Source organism: Acidovorax sp. 35-64-16 (genome assembly GCF_002281195.1).
Taxonomy (GTDB): domain Bacteria; phylum Pseudomonadota; class Gammaproteobacteria; order Burkholderiales; family Burkholderiaceae_C; genus Acidovorax; species Acidovorax defluvii.
This window is the reverse complement of sequence record NZ_NCFM01000021.1, coordinates 1-17,442: the sequence shown is the minus strand read 5'-3', so window position 1 is coordinate 17,442 and position 17,442 is coordinate 1. Positions and strand designations below refer to the sequence as shown.

Genomic DNA, 17,442 nt, shown 5'->3' with positions numbered 1-17,442 from the left:
CAGGCTCGGTGAATCGCGAAGCAACTCCGCAGCCATGGCGCCTGGTGACCGCTACCGGCACGCAGTCTGGTTGGCGCCTGGGCGAATCCGGTGGCGAGCCGTGGCTGGTGCTGCACGGGGGGCCCGGCGGTGGCGCGTCGCCTGCCCTGCTGGCAGCTTTCGATGGAACGCGCCACGCGGCCTGGGGACCCCATCAGCGTGGCAGTGACGCCGCGGGGTGGCACCGTGCGCGGCGCCTGCCCGTGGCGGCGATGGTGTCTGACCTGGAAGCCTTGCGGGTGGCGTTGGCCATCCCGCGATGGTCGGTGCTGGGCGGATCCTGGGGGGCCTACCTTGCGCTGGCCTATCTCCGGCGGTATCCCGCCTCCGTCGAGCGGCTGCTCCTGCGTGGCAGTTTCTTGGGAGGAACCCATGATGTCTGGCGTCTGATCCGTTCGATGCCAAGCGGCGCGCTGCGACAAGCCGGCCTGCCGCAGCCGACATCGCGAAGCGGGCTGGCGGCCTGGCTGGCCGGGGCGAGACGACTGTTTCGGTTTACAGCACCTGGTTCGGCGGCCAGTCAGTTGACCGGGGCCTGGCTTCTTGCGGAGCGCCGCTCCGCCACACACGGAGCGCGCCGGGCCTGGCTGCATGCGGGTGATACGGATGCGGATGGTCAGGTCACGGCGTCCTGCCGGTTGCGAGCCGCCTGGCGGGACTTGAGGCGCAGCGAGCGTCGTGCCGGAGTTGCGCTTCAAATGCGGCGACCAGTAGCGCCCGCGCAGGAACGCAAGGTGGCGCTGCAGGCCCGGTTGCTGTCGCGCGGCTGCGACCACTTGTTGAGAGGGGCTGTGCCGGGCTGGCGCGACTGGCTTGCGCAAGCGGCCGGATCGGACGACCAGCGCGCGCCGGTGCAATTGCTGCATGGCCGCTTCGATGCCGTCTGCTCACCGCACAATGTGCATCGCCTGCAAAAATGGTTCGCCGATCCGGACTGTACGGGGGCGGTCGGTAGTACCTGGGTTCACTCCGGACACTTGGCCACGGAGCCGGCTATGGCGCAGGCGTTAAGGAATGTGTTGCGGACGTGTTTGTTCGACCCTGCTGCCCGGCGTGACCAATGACCTTCCACGAGCCCCTATACCAGCGTCGCCGCGACCCGACCGCATGCGAAATTGCGAGCATCCCATGGCTTAAGGTGTTGGAGCCAGCCGAATACGAGCGCGCCGTTGGGCACATCGCCGTGGGCGACGCCTTGCCAGGCGACTACGTCTGCCGTATCGGCAAGCCCATAACCTACTGGTTTGGCGTGATTGAAGGGCTGTTGAAAATGAGCAGTGACAACGAGCTCGGCCAGACCATGACTTTCACCGGAGTGCCACCTGGCGGTTGGTTCGGTGAAGGTACAGCCCTGAAACGCGAAGCCTATCGTTACGACATCATATCCTTGCGCAAGAGCGTAGTGGCGGGCCTGCCCGTTGATTCGTTCCACTGGCTCCTTGACCACTCGATCGGTTTTAACCGCTTTGTGATGAACCAGCTTAACGAGCGGCTTGGTCAGTTCATCGCCGCGCGCGAGATCGACCGCTCGAACAATCCAGACATGCGTGTGGCGCGTAGTTTGGCGGCACTATTCAATCCCATCCTCTATCCCGGCGTAGGAGAGGCGCTGCGCATTTCTCAATAGGAACTAGCCTACTTGATCGGCCTGTCGCGACAGCGCGTGAACGAGGCACTGAAAGCGCTGGAGGCGCAGGGTGCGATCTCAGTCGAGTACGGCGTCCTGCGGATTCTGGACCTAGCAGCGCTGCGATCAAGTGATTGCAGCCTCTCTGCCCGGTAGTTCAGTCTTCCTCCTAGTCCAATGGGAGACCTGTCGGCTTTGCCGGGGAGGCAGTAGGCGTTCGACGTATACGTAGGCGTCCATCGCAGCGCCGACGCAGCCCCCTGTTGGGCCACGGCACGCGGCATCGCCGAGGCTATCCCGGCACCGGCCTGAGCCGCACTGTTCCGATACGACACAGGGAAAGTTCCTAGCTTGATTGCATTGAAGCGGGTACTTATGCTTGACGAGTCCAATAACTAATTTTTTAAATAAGAAAACTACGAGGGCTCAGGGATGGCTATAGAGATAAAAAATCTGGTGGACGTGGACCGCGGCCTGGTTAGCAGACGTATCTACATCGAGCCGCAGATCTACGAGCAAGAAAGCGAAAGAGTATTCGCTCGATGCTGGCTTTTTTTGTGTCACGAAAGTCAAATTCCCCGTCCGGGTGATTTTTGCACGGCCTATATGGGCGAGGACCCGGTGTTGGTGTGGCGAGATACCAATGGCACCATACGAGCCTTTCTGAACATATGTCGTCACCGCGGCAACCGGCTCTGCAGGGCTGATAGCGGAAATGCGGCTGCTTTTACCTGTGCCTATCACGGTTGGACCTATGGCAACGACGGCGCGTTGAAAGGGGTTCCTCATCTTCAAGCCGCTTACTGTGGCAAGTTGGAAAAAGAGAAATGGCCGTTGATCGGCGTGGCGAAGTTGGACAACTACAAGGGCCTGATATTTGCTACCTTCGACCCCACAGCGCCACCCTTGCTCGAGTATCTAGTGTAGTGCTTGATTCTTAATGAAACTTAATTGAGCAACCACGCTCCAATGCTCTACTACGGTTTGCATTGGAGTGAAAAATTGCGAGTTGCCCCGACGATTGTGTTGACGGATGAAGAGGAAAGCGAGCTGAGCCGGCTGGCGCGCTCCAAGCGCACCAGCGTCAGATTGGCCCAGCGCGCCCAGATCGTGCTGCTGGCCGCGCAGGGGCTGCAAAACAAGGATATTGCCGAGCAGCTTGGCATTGGGCGCGTGCAGGTGGCGCGCTGGCGTGAACGCTACCTGCAATTGGGGCTGCAAGGTATCGAGCGCGACTTGCCGCGCGGCGCACCGCCGGTGAAGGTGGATGTGGCCAAGCTTGTGAAGCTAACCACACAGACCAAGCCCGAGGCGGCCACGCACTGGAGCACGCGCACGATGGCCGCTGAGTTGGGCGTCAGCGCCAGCACCGTGATGCGCCATTGGCAGGCCCACGGTCTCAAGCCTCACATCGTGCGCGGCTTCAAGGTCTCGCGCGATCCGCAGTTCGTGCAAAAGCTCGAAGACATCGTGGGGCTTTACATGTCGCCGCCCGAGCATGCGCTGGTGCTGTGCTGCGACGAAAAGAGCCAGGTGCAGGCGCTGGACCGAACGCAGCCCGGGCTGCCGCTCAAGAAGGGGCGCGCGGCCACCATGACGCACGACTACAAGCGCAACGGCACAACCACCTTGTTCGCTGCGCTCAACGTGCTCAACGGTCAGGTCATCGGCCAGTGCCAGCAGCGCCACACCCACATCGAGTGGCTGAAGTTCCTGCGTCAAATCAATCGGGAGACGCCCAAGGACAAGACGCTGCATCTGATCGCCGACAACTACGCCACGCACAAGCATCCAGCTGTGCAGGAGTGGCTGGCCAAGCACCCCAGATTCAACATGCACTTCACGCCGACCTCGGCATCGTGGCTGAACATGGTCGAGCGCTTCTTTCGCGACATCTCCGAGAACCGGCTACGCCGCGGGGTGTTCACCAGCGTGCCCGAACTCGTCTCGGCCATCGATGAGTACATCGCGCATCACAACACCAACCCCAAGCCGTTCATCTGGACCAAGAACGCTCGCGACATCCTGCAAAAGGTCATCCGCGCCAATAGCCGATTAAGTTCCAAACAGAATGCAACACTACACTAGGAGAGATGGCTTGGTATCTGGATGCCATCTTCGATCGCCGGGAAGGCGGGGTTGATGTGCTGGCCGGGGTCCACAAATGGGTAGTACCCTGCAATTGGAAAATCGCTGCCGAGAATTTTGCCGGAGACAGCTACCACGGTCCTTGGGCGCATCGTTCCGCCATGAACACGGGATTCAGCGCCAGGCGTCCTCGCCCGACAGACGTCGGACGGTTCCATCTTGCCCTTGGAAACGGCCACTGCGTGATGGCGCGGCAAGCCGACGACACGTCTGATTCGCCGGAGGTCGTCGCTTACGAAAAGGAAGTCCGCGGGGAAGTGCGACAGCGCCTTGGCTCCCGCATCGACCTCGTGAGACCAGCGGTCGGGACGGTTTTTCCCAACTTTTCATTCAACCGGGGTACCGCCCAATCCATCCGAGTCTGGCATCCGCGCGGGCCCGACCGTATCGAGATCTGGTCATGGGTCTTTGTTGACAAGCTGGCGCCGCCGAAGGTTAAGGAAGCTATCCGTTTGGGAAGCCTTCGCAGTTTCGGCCCGGCTGGAACTTTCGAGCAGGACGATATCGACAATTGGCAAGAGTGCACCCAAACCGCCCGCGGCGTGGTGTCAAGGCGCTATCAGTTGAATATGCAAATGGGGCTGGGACAAGACCGGTTCGATGAGGATCTCAAGGCCTCGACAAGTGGATTCTGCGTCAGCGAAAGCAATCAGCGCCATTTCTATGAACGCTGGGCACAGATGATGGCGGCCGACGACTGGGCTCAATTATGAGAATGCGCCATGCCCCCGCGAAACAGGACGTCGTTCACGACGTCGAGCAGTTCTTGTACCGAGAAGCCCGCCTTCTCGACGAACGCGACTTTCAGCAATGGCTGAGTCTCCTCACGGAAGACATTCGGTACTGGATGCCAATCATGTCCCGCAAATATCTGGTGTCCAGCAAGGCAGTTTCCATCCTGGACCGTGATCGTTATCAAGAAAGAGAGTTCTCGCAGGAAGGCGAGCTGGCCATTCTCGACGAGACCAAGGAATCTCTCGCCAAGCGAATAGCAAGGCTGGATACGGGCATGGCCTGGGCCGAGGATCCGCCATCCCAAACACGTCACTTCGTCTCCAACATAGAGGTGCATGAGGGAGACAAGGAGTCAGAGCTGACCGTCTACTCCAATTTCATCATGTACCGCACCCGAGCCGAAACGGAGCAGGACTTCTATGTCGGCAGCCGGGAGGACATCGTTAGAAATGTCCATGGCGACTGGAAGATTGCCTACAGAAAGGTGATCCTGCCGCAAAACGTCCTCTCGGCCAAGAACGTCAGTAACTTCTTTTGAACTGCTAAGCGCTGCAGTTCGAAATTGCTTCGAGTTAACTTCAACCGTTATTCCGTGCCATCTTGGCATGTTCAAGTGAAACCGAATCCAAATGAAGAGCAAGGCGCGCCCCAATCTACCGGAGCTTTCCATGTCACGTCTACTTGATAACCTGATTCCGAGTTCTCCCATTGCGATTGTCGGCATGGGATGTTGGCTTCCCGGTGCGTCCGACCCGCGACAGCTGTGGGAGAACGTGCTGGCACGCCGGCGCGAATTTCGCCGCATGCCGGACGTTCGCACGCCGCTGTCCGACTATTACGACAAGACGGGCGCGGACCCGGACAAGTTCTATCAAAGCAAGGTTGCCGTCATCGATGGATTCGTCTTCGATTGGGCCTCGTACCGCATCCCCGAGAGCACCTACGACCGGACCGATATGTGCCAGTGGCTCGCCCTTGAGATTGCGCATCGAGCGCTCAAGGATGCGGGGTTCTCGCGTGCTTCCGTGCCTAAGGACCGAACCGGCGTCTTCATTGGAAATACCTGCACCGGCGAGGACATGCGGTCAAACAGCCTGCGCCTGAGATGGCCTGTCGTTCGTCGCGCGATGGTGAAGGCGGCGCAGTCGCAGGGCCTTTCCTCGGAGAACCTCGTTCCCTTCATGAAGGCAACGGAAGACTTCTACAAGTCGATGTTTCCGGAGGTCAACGAGGACTTCGTCGCCGGCTCCATTTCCGCCACCATCGCGGGCCGCATTTGCAATTACTTCGACTTGCATGGCGGGGGATTCGTCGTTGACGGCGCGTGCGCTTCCTCGCTGGCCACGGTCATCACGGCCGCCAATTTGCTGTCCAGCAACGATCTCGACCTTGCGCTTGCGGGTGGAGTCGACATCAGCCTGGATCCGTTCGAGCTTGTAGGTTTTTCTCGCAACGGCGCACTGTCCAAGGGGGAAATCCGACCGTACGATCGTCGTGGAGATGGATTCATAGCGGGAGAGGGTGGTGGCATGGTCGTGCTCAAACGCCTCGCCGACGCCCAGCGAGATGGCGACGCGATCTACGCGGTGATCCGAGGTTGGGGCCTTGCCTCGGATGGCAGAGCCGGGATCATGCAGCCGGTTGGGAGCCAGCAGGCCGCTGCGATACGTCGCGCAGTCGATCGCGCGGGCTGCAATGTGGACCAGCTCGATTTCATCGAGGGCCATGGAACCGGAACCCGGGCGGGGGATCGGACCGAGATCGAAGGGCTCGCGCTCGCGATGGGCACGGGCGACGGCGCCGACGAGCATGGGCGCACCTGCGGCATCGGTTCCCTCAAGTCGCTCATTGGCCACACCAAGGCCACCGCAGGCGTCGCCTCGCTGATCAAGGCGGTCGCGGCCGTCAACCGCAGGGCCGTGCCGCCCACGGCGAGCTGCGAACAACGAAACGATGCATTCGACGGCGTGGGAACGCGTCTGTTCCCCATCGGGCTCGGAGAGGTCCGAGACCCCGACGCCGTGATGCGAGCGGGCGTCAGCGCCTTCGGTTTCGGTGGCATCAATACCCATCTCATCATCGAATCGGGAGGGCCGCCCTCGCCTAAACTGGCACCGCAGGTCGACGAGCGTTCGCTCCTCGTGTCGCATCAGGAAAGCGAGCTATTTGTCTTCGGGGGCAGTACGAAGGACGAAGTCATCGCCTGCGTCGAGGCTGTCTTGATCGAGGCTTCGCTGCTGAGTTCAAGCGACCTCGTCGATCTGGCGGCTGCGCTGTCAAGCGAGTTGCCGTCCGGCTTGTCGATCCGGGCTGCGGTCATCGCAGAATCTCCTGACGATCTGGCTGCAAAGCTCGTCGTGTTGCGCGATGCGCTGACGAATGAACTTCCGGCTCTCAACGAGCAGTGGGCAACCCCGCGCAAGGATGTGCTCATTGCCCGTGGAAACCGGCCGGGGCGCATCGGCTTCCTTTTTCCGGGACAAGGTTCGCATCAGCTGCTGATGGCGCGGACGCTCATCGAGCGGTTCGATTGGGCGAGACAACTCGCCGACGAGGCCGAGCGTGCGGTCGCAGGCCGATCGCTCCTGGATGTCATCTACCGTCCCATCGATCGCGCCCGCGATGCGTCGGAGATCGACGGGTGGACTGCGTTGTTGTCGGAAACCGAATTGGCCCAACCGGCGATCTGCCTTGCATCGGTGCTGTGCGCCCGTTACCTGGCTCTCCTCGGAATACGGCCGACCATCGTCGGTGGCCATAGCCTGGGCGAGATCACTGCGCTTCATGTGGCCGGCGCGTTCGGGGCGGAGAAGCTGTTCTCGATCGCATCGACCCGCGGCCAGGTGATGCGCGCGGCGCCCGATCGAGCGGGTGGGATGGCGAGCCTGGCCTGTGCGAGGAAGGAAGCCGAGAACCTTCTTGCGCAACTGCCGGGCACGGTGGTCGTTGCCAACATCAATTCGCCGAATCAAACCGTGGTTTCGGGTGATACCGAGGCCATCGACGCGGTCGTCGCATTGGCGGCGACTCAAAATATCCTTTGTCGTCGTCTCCCTGTGTCGAATGCCTTCCATTCGCCGCTGGTCGCACACAGCGCGCAGGCGTTCGAGGCCGCCTTGGATCTGCCTGAGTCGCTGCCGACCCTCACCGTGCCCGTCGTCTCGGGCGTCGAGGCTGCCTCCATCGATGGGCAGACCGATCTGCGCCGGCACCTGGCGCGTCAGATCACGAGCCCGGTCAATTTCATCGACTTGGCCAAGACGATGAGGGGTCTGTGCGACGTCTTCATCGAGGTTGGACCGGGGCGCACGCTGTCCGGACTCTGTCGCGATATTTTCGACGAGGGTGGCGTGTGCACTCCCCTCGCCGCCGATGCGGTGAAGTGGAACCCGAACCCGGCCGTTGCCGTCGCATTTCTTAACGGCGTCGACATCCACTGGCCTGCGTTCTACGACCAACGGCTGGTCCGACCATATATGAAACCATCGCAGCGGGTCTATCTGAGCAATCCCGCGGAGCGTCCCATGACGTTTCAGAGCACGTCCCTACCTGAGGGCCATTCGTCCGGGTTGGCGAACGACCATGGACTCGACGACACGCTCAAACAAGAGCTTGGCATGAACGCGGAACATCTCACCGAGTACCTGCGTCACCGTGGCAAGTTTCTGGCCGGCGTCGCACGCCTGGACATGGCAACGCTCGCCGGCGCCGCCATGCCCAGTCCGATCAAGGCGCCCGAGTTGACCGCGATGGTGCCCGCCGGGGTCTCGGCGCGTCAGGCAAGCAGTGCAACCGTCCCGGGAAAGCCGTCCGTTGAAGAGCTGATCGAACTGCTGGTCGAGCTGACAAGCAAGCGCACCGGCTACCCCGGTTCATCGATCACCGCCGAGTCGCGCCTCCTCGATGACCTCAACCTTGACTCCATCAAGGCCGGGGAGCTGGTGGCCGAGGCGCTCAGACGCATCGGCGCTGCCGGCGCGATCGATGCGACGCGATTTGCAAACTCGTCGCTGCGGGACATCGCGACGGCCCTTCACGGCGTGGCGCCCGAACCGGTCGAGGCGGCGCCGGTGAACGTTGCGCCAACTCAGCGGAACGATGCCGTCGCCGTCACCGAGGGTGTGTCCTCCGTCGACGGGATGATCGCGCTGCTGGTCCAAGTCACGAGCCAGCGTACTGGCTATCCTGGTTCGTCGATCACCCCCGAGTCACGCCTGCTCGACGATCTCAACCTCGACTCGATCAAGGCCGGTGAACTGGTCGCCGAGGCGCTCAGGCGCGTCGGCGCAGCCGGCGCGATCGATGCAACGCGGTTTGCAAACTCGTCGCTGCGGGACATCGCGGCGGCGCTTTGCGATGTGCTGCCCAGCAGCCAGGCGATCGCTGCTGTCCCGGCCCCATCGCCATCGACCCGCCGAGCCGAGCGTGCGCCGCTGGTCGATAGCGACCTGTCCTTCGTGTCACGCCATCCGACGTGGACGAGGAATTTCGTCGTGCGCGCGGAGCCCAGGCCACGTGCCGCTGCGCAGGTCGTTGCCAGCCAGCGAAGTGAAGTCAGCTTGGCAGATGCGTTCTTCCTCGTATTCTTCGAGCCGCGCGATCGCGCGCCGGCCGACGCGCTGTTGGCTGAGATCATGAAGCGCGGCGGCCGCGCCGAGATGGCACCGTTCGACGCGGCAGCGCGCGCAGCGCTTCAGCGCGACGGCCGCTTTACGCACCAGATCGCCGTCCTGCCGAGGGTTCCCGACGAAGGAGCGCCGTCCGCGCGACTTGCCGGCATGATTTCGCGGGTGACCTCGGTCGCCCAGGCACCTCTGAAGAATGCCCCATTGCACCACCGCACGACGGTCTCCTACGTGCAATTTGGTGGCGGCTTCTTTGGAAACGATGCAACCGGCGCAGAGCCGGAGCTGTGCAACGCGCTGGCGTTTGCTCGCACGCTCCATCTGGAGCGCCAGGACCTGCGTGTCCGCGTGCTCGACGTGGCGCAGTCCATCGCTTGCGAAACGATCGCCGAAATCGTTCTCGATGAAATTGGCGGTGGCGAACCATTTGCGGCCATCGGGTTCGATGCCGAGCTCACGCGTCGGATGCTTGAGGCTTCGCTCAGCGAGCCGGTTGCCTATCAGCCCCGGCCAATCACCTGGTCCGACCGGGACGTCATTCTCGTGACGGGTGGGGCCAAGGGAATCCTGGCTGAATGCGCCCTGGGCATCGCACGGGAAACCGGCGCGACCCTGGTCCTGGTTGGCCGCGGCGAACCCCTGGCGGCTGGCGACGGCGCAGACGACGAGATCGGCCGCACGCTTGAACGATTCCGATCGGAGGGGCTGCGCCACCACTATCATTCGTGCGACATCGTCGACGCCGTGGCCCTCGCGGAGTTGGTCGAAAAGGTCGAAGCGCAGGCGGGCCCGATCACTGGCGTCGTCCACGGCGCGTCAATCCTGCGACCGTGCCGGGCGGACGGCCTGACGGTCGAAGGCATGCTCCAGGAAGTAAGCCCGAAGGTCTTGGGGGCCTGGAATCTCTGTCGAGCGCTGAAAGGACGGCCGCTAAAGCTCTTCATCGCCTTCTCTTCGCTGGTGGTCGAGCACGGTATGCCTTGGAGCGCAGGCTACGCGTTCGCGAACGAGGTGATGGAGCGCGTGGTCCAGGCCGCCGCGATGGCCGACTCGCCAATTCCGCTCCAGATCGTCTCGTTCGGGCTGTGGGGCAATGTCGGACGACCGGCTGTCCTGAAGACGAACGACCATCTGCTCTCGGTCGGCTTGCATGACGGAGAGATACCTCCCGAGGAGGGGGTGCGGCGCTTCGTCGAGGCGTTCGTTTTCGATCCGGGGGTGAAGCGCCTGTGCATCTATGGCCGTTCGGTCGGCTACGCAACGTGGGATCAGCTGCGGCCTGAGCCGGCCATTCCGACGAACCTCCGTTTCATCGAACGGATTCTCCATGTTGAGCCGGAAGTGGAGCTGGTGGCGCGGTGCCGGCTGACCCTCCAACGCGATCGGTATCTGCACGATCACGTTTACAACGACATGTACATCGTGCCGACGGTCCTCGCGCTCGAGGCGATCGCACAGGCCGCATACGCGCTCCTGGGAGAGTCGATCCCGTTGTGCAGACTGGACGGGGTGGAGATGCCCTATCCGATCGTGGTTGATCCCGATAACGGGCTGGAAGTGGAGTTGCGTGCCGAGGTTCAGCAGCAGGCGACTGTCGACGGATTTCGGAGGATCAACGTTTCAATTGCGACCGAACAGACCGGATTCAAGACCAGTGCGTTGTCCGCAACGGTGGTGTTCGGCGAACGTCGGGTTGGTGCGCAGGAACCGGTCGAACTCGGCCCACCCGTTCCAATCAACGCGCGAGAGGACCTGTACGGCCGGCAGTTCTTCGTCGGGCCGATGTATCAACGGATGGGCGCCATCCACTCCGTGGACCCGAAGAATGCCGTCTGCATCGGCGAGATCCATGGCGACAGGGATGCCGCACGGACAGCATTCGACGGCATCGACGGAGCCCGTGAGGACCTGCTCATTCTTGGCGATCCGTTCTTTCGCGATACCCTCTTGCACACGTCGCTCCTTCACCACCTGGAGCACATGGCGTTCACGTCCCGCATCGACAAAATCGAACTTTTCAAAGGGAGCGACGCAGCGCAGGCAGCGCAGCGGCTTTGCATCGCAAGGCTGCATTGGTCAGGGGGCAAGGACGCCGAATTCGAACTCGTTGCAACTTCGATGAGCGGGGAAATTCTCGAGCGCTGGACGGGTTTCTGCAGCAAGGCCCTGGCTCGGCCGGCGGATTGGCCATCGCTCCAGGATCTCCTCGACGTGGGTCTCACAAACGCGCGTGACGAGCAACAGCTCTCGGAGAGCGTTGTCAGCGCATCGCGACAGGTTGGCGTCGTCGCCCCGTTCGTCGCGCTTGAATGCATTAACGGCTTCGCTGGCTTTCCACGGCAGGAGCGGCATGTCCATGAGCGCGCCCTCGCGACGCGGGCTGTGGCGGTGGTGGCCCCCGGTGCGAAGGAGACGTCCAGCCTGCTTTGGCTGCCGACCGGGCGACCGCGCCTGGAAGCGAGCGCGGAACTCGACATCTCGTTCAGTCATGAGGGCTCGTACTGCATGTGCACGGTCGGGTCGGACGCGCAGGGATGCGACCTCGCGGCGATATCGCATCGCAGCGAGGCGCAGTGGCAATCCTTCTTTGGGTCCGCACGAGCGCCGCTGCTAAACGCACTGAGCGCCCACGAGCCTCTTGATATGGCGGGCACGCGGATCTGGGCTGCACTGGAGGCGGCCAGAAAGGCGGTCGCGACAGAGAACGAAGAGTTGACCGTCATCGAACGCTGCGAGAAGAGCGTGCTCTTTCGAGTCCGAACGCCTGACAAGGAGGTGTTCGTTTTGACGTTTCCGCTGCGCATGTCGCGCGGGCCCGAAAGCATCGTGGCGCTGACCGCCAAGTTTCCGAACCGCGGCGAGGAGCCCAACTTTGCTTCGTCGCCGGGAAGGAGGATCGCGCGCGACGAGCGACTCGGCTGCGATGTCCTTGAGCATGAATTCAACGTCAGCTGGAAGGAGTGCACGACGCCCAGCCGCAAGGCGATGGCGGCCCACTACGTCGATTGGTTTCACCGGGCCCGTGAAATGATGCTGCCGCCGCAGGTGGCTCGACGACTGGTCGCAGGCATGCTCGACGGTACATCCGGCTTGGTCGCGCGCTCGATTCATGTGCAACTCCACGATGAAGTGACCGCCCACGACGAAATGAGCGCGCGCATTTGGATGACCACCCTGTCCGAGAACCAAGCGGGTTGGCGCGTCGACTTCTCAAAGAAACTGCCGCAAGGCTCACATAGGCTTGTCGCAACCGTCGAAGCCCAGGGCGGGGTGGTCGGAGCGACGGGCGAAGGACGTCGTTCGCGCGAGGCATTGACGGCGCTTCGCGACTACGACAGGTTCGTTCAGGCGCGTCTCCCCGCGTCAGAAATCGACAAAGGCCCAGGTTTCGCCGAACTCAAAGGAGGTCAGCCTTTTTTCGAGGCACCGCCCGGTCCGCGAGGGGGACCCGTCCTGTACGTCGAGACGATGCGCCCCTCGCTGATGGACTCGGATCTCGTCGGCAACGTGAGCAGCATCTCCTTCTTTAGCTGGCTGGCTCACGTTCGAGACCGCTTTCTGCACTCGGTCGTCCCCAACGAGATGAACCGGCGTGCCGAAAGATCCTCGAAAGATCTCGGTGAAGCGCTGTGCATCGACGAGGAGATGGTCTACCTGCGCGAGGCGTTCCCGTTCGACGAGATCACCGTCGAGATGAAGTTGCTCGCAGCCACAGAACGTAGCGCGCGGGTGCGCTACGAATTTCTGCGGAAGAACCAGGGCGGCAACGAGAAGATTGCGATTGGCCACCAGCAACTCGCCTGGGTCCATCGAACTGAAAACGGCCTTGTGCGCGGCGAGCCTTTCCCGGCCAAGCTGCTCACGCTTTTGGCATCCATCGGGGCAGCGCAACGAAGCGACGTGGATCAGGTCTGCGAGGTGAAGCCATGACGATTCTTGTGGTGGGTAGTACGGGTACGCTTGGTTGTCTTTCGGCCGAAGCGGCGCGGGCGGCCGGCCATGCCGTCGTGGCCATGGTGAGAGACAGGCAGTCTCCGGCTGCAAAGCGTCTTCAGGGGGCGGGCGTGCGGCTTTGTGTCGCCGATCTCAAGGAGGCCAGGCAGCTAGATGCCGCGGTTCGCGGGACCACCTCGGTGATTATCACGGCGACGGCGACGCTGTCGCGGCGTGATGGCGATTCGCTGGAGGCCGTCGATGGCCGCGGACTGCAGGAACTGATCACGGCTTGTATCCGCAACGGTGTCCGTCATGTCGTCTTGGTCTCGTTCAGTCGCGGCATCGACTCCGACACGCCGCTCGCCAGATTCAAGCGCGCCGCGGAGCGACGCCTGGAGAACTCCGCGATGCAGTACACGATTCTGTTGCCGTCCTACTTTCCGGAGAAGTTTATGTCGCCACTGGTAGGCTTTGATGTGACGGCGAGGCGTGCCAGGATTTACGGCGACGGGACGCGTCCGATCAGTTACGTTGCGACGGCGGATGTCGCGCGTCTTGCCGCCATATGCGCTGCCGAGCCGCGCGGCCGCGGCGCGATACCGATGGGAGGACCGAGGGCTTTCTCTCAGCTTGAGGTGGTGAAGCTCCTGGAACGGCTGACGAAGAAGAAGTTCGCGCTCGAGTACATGTCGCTCGAGCAGATTGAGAGCGCGATGAGCCAGACCAGCGATCCGCTGAAGCAATCTCATCTCGGCCTGTACCGGGGGCTCGCGATCGGCGACGCCATATCGACCGATTGGGCCGGGGAATTCGGGTTGACACCCACGCCTTTAGAAATCTGCATTGACCAGATGCTGGGTCTCAAAAGGGAAAAGTCGAAGTCGATTGAACAACTAAGCAGGAGTCTGTCATGACCGTTTTGGATGCGAGCAAGTCAATTTTGATCCGCAGTGAGCCCGGACGCCGATCCGGCATTTCTGCCACCACCGTTCCAGGAAGCAAGATATCGATGCAGATTCTCACCATCGCGCCGGGCGAAGAGGCGGTGCCCGGGAACGACCTCGAGACGGAGACGGCAGGCTACGTTGTTAGCGGTCGCTCTCGACTTCATTCGGGGGCAGACTTCGCGGACTCGACTGAGGTCGGCGCGGAAGATTTTTACTTTACTCCGACCCACCTGCCTTACGTGATCCGAAACCCTCACGACGAACCGCTGGTGCTGGTACTCGCCTATTCATTGGACACGACGACAACCAACATTACCGCCAAATCGAAGGTCCCGAATGCAGGGCGCGGTGTCAAGGTGGTTCACACTCCGCAGGATGCCAGTGCAACCGCTCAAACACGGGGCATGGTACGCGTGCCTGCCATCTCGGCCGAGACGGTCGGAGCCACGCAGATATGGATGTGTTCTCTCACGGTCGTCCCGCACGAGAGGGGCCAGCCCCATCACCATGGCGACACCCACACTGCGGCCTACACCATTTCGGGCCGGGCGCGAATTTGTTTCGGCGAAAACTTTGGCGACTACATAGAACCTGGCCCTGGAGATTTCGCCTTCGATCCCCCGGGTTTGGTTCATCTTGTCGACCATCCTTTTGACGATGAGCCCTGGAAGGGTGTGCTGGCCCGTTGCCCACAGAACACGGTGGTGAACTTTGGCAAATAACCCGGTCAGCGCCTGGTTTGAATCAACTTGATGGCAATAGGAAGTGATATGACGACAAGAGACAAGCTTTCCGTTCTGAATCCGATGGGCTATCCGCCCAAAGTGACCCACAAGCCTCCGGCCGCGCGTCTCAATACGCTGGATGGCAAGACGATCTATTTGATAGACGTGCGCTTCGATGACTCGCACATCTTGCTGCAGCAGATGCAAAAGTGGTTTGCCGAGCATGTGCCCAGTGTTAAGACTGTATTGAAGCCACTCTCGAGCACCTATATGCAGGACGACCCGGCGACGTGGGAGGAGATCAAGGCCAAGGGAGATGCCGCGATCATCGGCGTCGGTCATTGCAGCACCTGCGCGCCGGGCGTCGTCACGCATGGGATGACAATCGACAGCAAATACGGTGTACCGACAGTCGCCATCCATACGCGCGTATTTGAGGGGGTGGTGCGAGCGGTTGCTCAGGCCAACGGTATGCCATATATGCGGCAGGTGTTCGTGCCTCAACCAGTGATGGGAAAGTCCGCTCCGGAGCTGTGGGCCTATGTCGACGGCAACGACCCGACGACTGGGCGTCCGGTTATGGAGGGCGTGATCGAGAGTCTCACCAAGCCGATCACTGACGAAGAGCTGAAGAGCGTGGCCTTCGTGCGTTCGACCCCGCGGCTTGTCGAGCCTGATTCCAAAGAGAACCTGCACCGTCTGTTCCGGGACAACCACTGGACGGATCAACTTCCGATCATGTTGCCCACCGAGGAGCGGGTGGCGGCCATGCTGGCCGGCACCCGGCGCAAGCCTAACGACGTGGTCGGGCATATGCGCGCCACGCAATTTCGCGAGTACTGGGAATATACGGTCGAGAATGTTGCGGTCAATGCAGTGATGGCCGGAGCAAAGCCAGAGTACTTCCCGGTGATTCTGGCGCTGGCTGCAAGCGGAGTCACTTCGCGGGAGAGCTCGACCAGCTCTGCGGCCGCCATGGTGGCGGTCAATGGTCCGATCCGCCACGAACTCGGCATGAACAGCGGCATTGGCGCGACGGGGCCCTACAACCACGCTAATGCCACCATTGGACGGGCTTATGGGCTCCTGTCGCAGAACCTTCAGGGCGGTTCGGTGCCAGGTCTCAGCTACATGGGCTCGCAAGGCAACAACTACTCGTACAACAATATGATGTTCGCTGAAAACGAGGAGCGAAGCCCCTGGGAGCCCTTCCACGTACAGCGTGGGTTCCTATCAACCGACAGCACGGTCAGTGTGTTTAACGGGTGTCGTTCAACGGCTTTCACTCTCGGGCTGCGCGCCGAACATTGGCGAAATCATGTCCGGCACATGCTGCGAGGGATGGATCCGCTCAGCCCCCCGACGCTTCTGCTCGATCCCATTGCGGCACGGCAGTTTGTGGAGCACGGCTTCACCACGAAGGAACAGCTCATCGCGTGGGTTCATGACAATGCCCGCATTGCAGCAAGAGAGTACTGGGACTACCAGTTGGTCCAGAACTACATCTATCCTCGAGCAACGTTCGGCGAGGAGCCCTGGGCAACAAGGCTCAAAGCCGGGCCGGATGAGCTCATCCACATGTTCCGCCCGGAGGACATCCACGTGGTGGTGATGGGCGGCGAGACCAACGGTTACTGGCGGATCATGGGCGGTAGCTACCAGAAGACGGTGTCGGTCGACGAATGGCGGTAGGCGGCTAAACCGCGTGATGCGCCGGTGCGACAGTCCTTTCCAATTCAGGTGTGACCCGGATCGGTCTGAGATCGGCGAGGTGAAACGAGTCGATCTGTCGTAGACGGGACCAGTGTATTGGGTCCTCAACTGTTGTGGGTTGATTGGTAGTCGTAGAGGGCTATGGGCATGTGGTCGAAGGTGCAGGCGGTGGGCAACGCTTGGGCGTTGTCCACGGGCTGCACCGGTGCGCGCAGCGCATCATCCACATGTCCATAGCCCTGCCCCCGGCGCTCAGGCCCGTAGGGCAATCAGGCGGCAAGAGAGGTAGTGCGTCTGAACAGAGCCAATCGGGCTTCGTTGAGTTCATCGGCGGCTTGCACATCGGTGAGCGCTCTGGCCAATGCCTGCAGGTTAAGAATGTTTTGACCAATACAAAGGTACCTCGCAGCATCTGGCATGCTGACCAGCTTGTTCTGGCGTCATCGCGTCCTGGGGCCAGTACACCCGCTTGATGCGCTCGGGCTTCTTGGGATCGGCCAGCTCGGTGGCGAACAGGCAAAGCCGATGGAAATTCAAGAACGGATTGAAGTATTCCACGCAGAAGATGTTGAAGCGCTTGGCGTGGCGCTGCGGAATTTGCTCGTAGCCAAAGAGCTTCCGCACTACCGCGCCGTTCTTGGTCTCCACCAAACCGTTGTCGTTGCTGTGCCGCGGGCGGCTGCGGGTGAACTCGATGCGTAGCTTGCCAATATGCTGGCGACTTGGTGGTTGACGTACTCGCTGCAGTTGTCGGCGTGAAACCCCAAGATATCGAACGGGAACTGCACCACCATCTGCTTAATGACGGGCAGCAGGTGGGCATCGGAGATCGTCTGGACGGTGACCACTGCGTATTCCGGCGATCGTGACCGCTGATTCCGGTCGATCGTGACCGGTTGCGCAGCGTGCAAGAGTTGCGCTGCGCAAATTGTATTGCGGGAGTTGCG

At 61.6% G+C, this 17,442-nt stretch carries 11 protein-coding genes and 2 pseudogenes; 10 read left to right on the top strand and 3 right to left on the bottom strand.

Features of this window, described 5'->3' with window-relative positions; all coding sequences use genetic code 11:
- The first annotated feature begins 8 nt into the window (after positions 1 to 8).
- The 10 genes and pseudogenes from B7Y64_RS13180 (at position 9) to B7Y64_RS13135 (ending at position 16,474) form a co-directional block, all read left to right on the top strand.
- Positions 9 to 1,103 (top strand): alpha/beta fold hydrolase, encoded by a 1,095-nt coding sequence (locus tag B7Y64_RS13180; protein WP_298205809.1) that lies wholly within the window; start codon positions 9 to 11, stop codon positions 1,101 to 1,103.
- Positions 1,100 to 1,822: pseudogene (locus tag B7Y64_RS13175) on the top strand (Crp/Fnr family transcriptional regulator). The gene B7Y64_RS13180 and the pseudogene B7Y64_RS13175 overlap by 4 nt, the downstream one beginning before the upstream one ends.
- 276 nt (positions 1,823 to 2,098) lie before the next feature.
- Entirely contained in the window at positions 2,099 to 2,593 is a 495-nt protein-coding gene (locus tag B7Y64_RS13170; protein ID WP_291329079.1) for a Rieske 2Fe-2S domain-containing protein, read from the top strand.
- A 96-nt stretch (positions 2,594 to 2,689) separates the two neighbouring features.
- Entirely contained in the window at positions 2,690 to 3,754 is a 1,065-nt protein-coding gene (locus tag B7Y64_RS13165; RefSeq protein ID WP_232476568.1) for an IS630 family transposase, read from the top strand.
- A gap of 5 nt (positions 3,755 to 3,759) precedes the next feature.
- Entirely contained in the window at positions 3,760 to 4,527 is a 768-nt protein-coding gene (locus B7Y64_RS13160; RefSeq protein ID WP_291329078.1) for an RHO alpha subunit C-terminal catalytic domain-containing protein, read from the top strand.
- A gap of 2 nt (positions 4,528 to 4,529) precedes the next feature.
- Positions 4,530 to 5,087, top strand: coding sequence for a 3-phenylpropionate/cinnamic acid dioxygenase subunit beta (locus B7Y64_RS13155; protein WP_291329077.1), 558 nt, complete (start codon positions 4,530 to 4,532; stop codon positions 5,085 to 5,087).
- Between the two features lie 130 nt (positions 5,088 to 5,217).
- Positions 5,218 to 13,104 (top strand): type I polyketide synthase, encoded by a 7,887-nt coding sequence (locus B7Y64_RS13150; RefSeq protein ID WP_291329076.1) that lies wholly within the window; start codon positions 5,218 to 5,220, stop codon positions 13,102 to 13,104.
- Positions 13,101 to 14,024: an NmrA family NAD(P)-binding protein gene (locus B7Y64_RS13145; protein ID WP_291329075.1), complete on the top strand. Its 924-nt coding sequence runs from the start codon at positions 13,101 to 13,103 to the stop codon at positions 14,022 to 14,024. Before B7Y64_RS13150 ends, B7Y64_RS13145 begins: the two co-directional genes overlap by 4 nt.
- Positions 14,021 to 14,779, top strand: coding sequence for a cupin domain-containing protein (locus B7Y64_RS13140; protein WP_291329073.1), 759 nt, complete (start codon positions 14,021 to 14,023; stop codon positions 14,777 to 14,779). Before B7Y64_RS13145 ends, B7Y64_RS13140 begins: the two co-directional genes overlap by 4 nt.
- 48 nt (positions 14,780 to 14,827) lie before the next feature.
- Positions 14,828 to 16,474, top strand: a complete 1,647-nt coding sequence (locus B7Y64_RS13135; RefSeq protein ID WP_291329072.1) for a UGSC family (seleno)protein — start codon at positions 14,828 to 14,830, stop codon at positions 16,472 to 16,474.
- A 125-nt stretch (positions 16,475 to 16,599) separates the two neighbouring features.
- Here the strand turns inward: B7Y64_RS13135 and B7Y64_RS13130 are convergent, their stop codons facing one another.
- From B7Y64_RS13130 to B7Y64_RS13120, 3 genes and pseudogenes are all read right to left on the bottom strand, one after another.
- A complete protein-coding gene (locus B7Y64_RS13130; protein WP_291326562.1) occupies positions 16,600 to 16,764 on the bottom strand; it encodes a hypothetical protein in 165 nt (54 codons plus the stop codon).
- Between the two features lie 103 nt (positions 16,765 to 16,867).
- The gene (locus B7Y64_RS13125; protein ID WP_291329071.1) at positions 16,868 to 17,143 is read right to left on the bottom strand and encodes a hypothetical protein; all 276 of its coding nucleotides are present in this window, start codon (positions 17,141 to 17,143) and stop codon (positions 16,868 to 16,870) included.
- Positions 17,119 to 17,442 (bottom strand): annotated as a pseudogene (locus tag B7Y64_RS13120) (hypothetical protein); the annotation flags it as partial. The gene B7Y64_RS13125 and the pseudogene B7Y64_RS13120, both read right to left, overlap by 25 nt.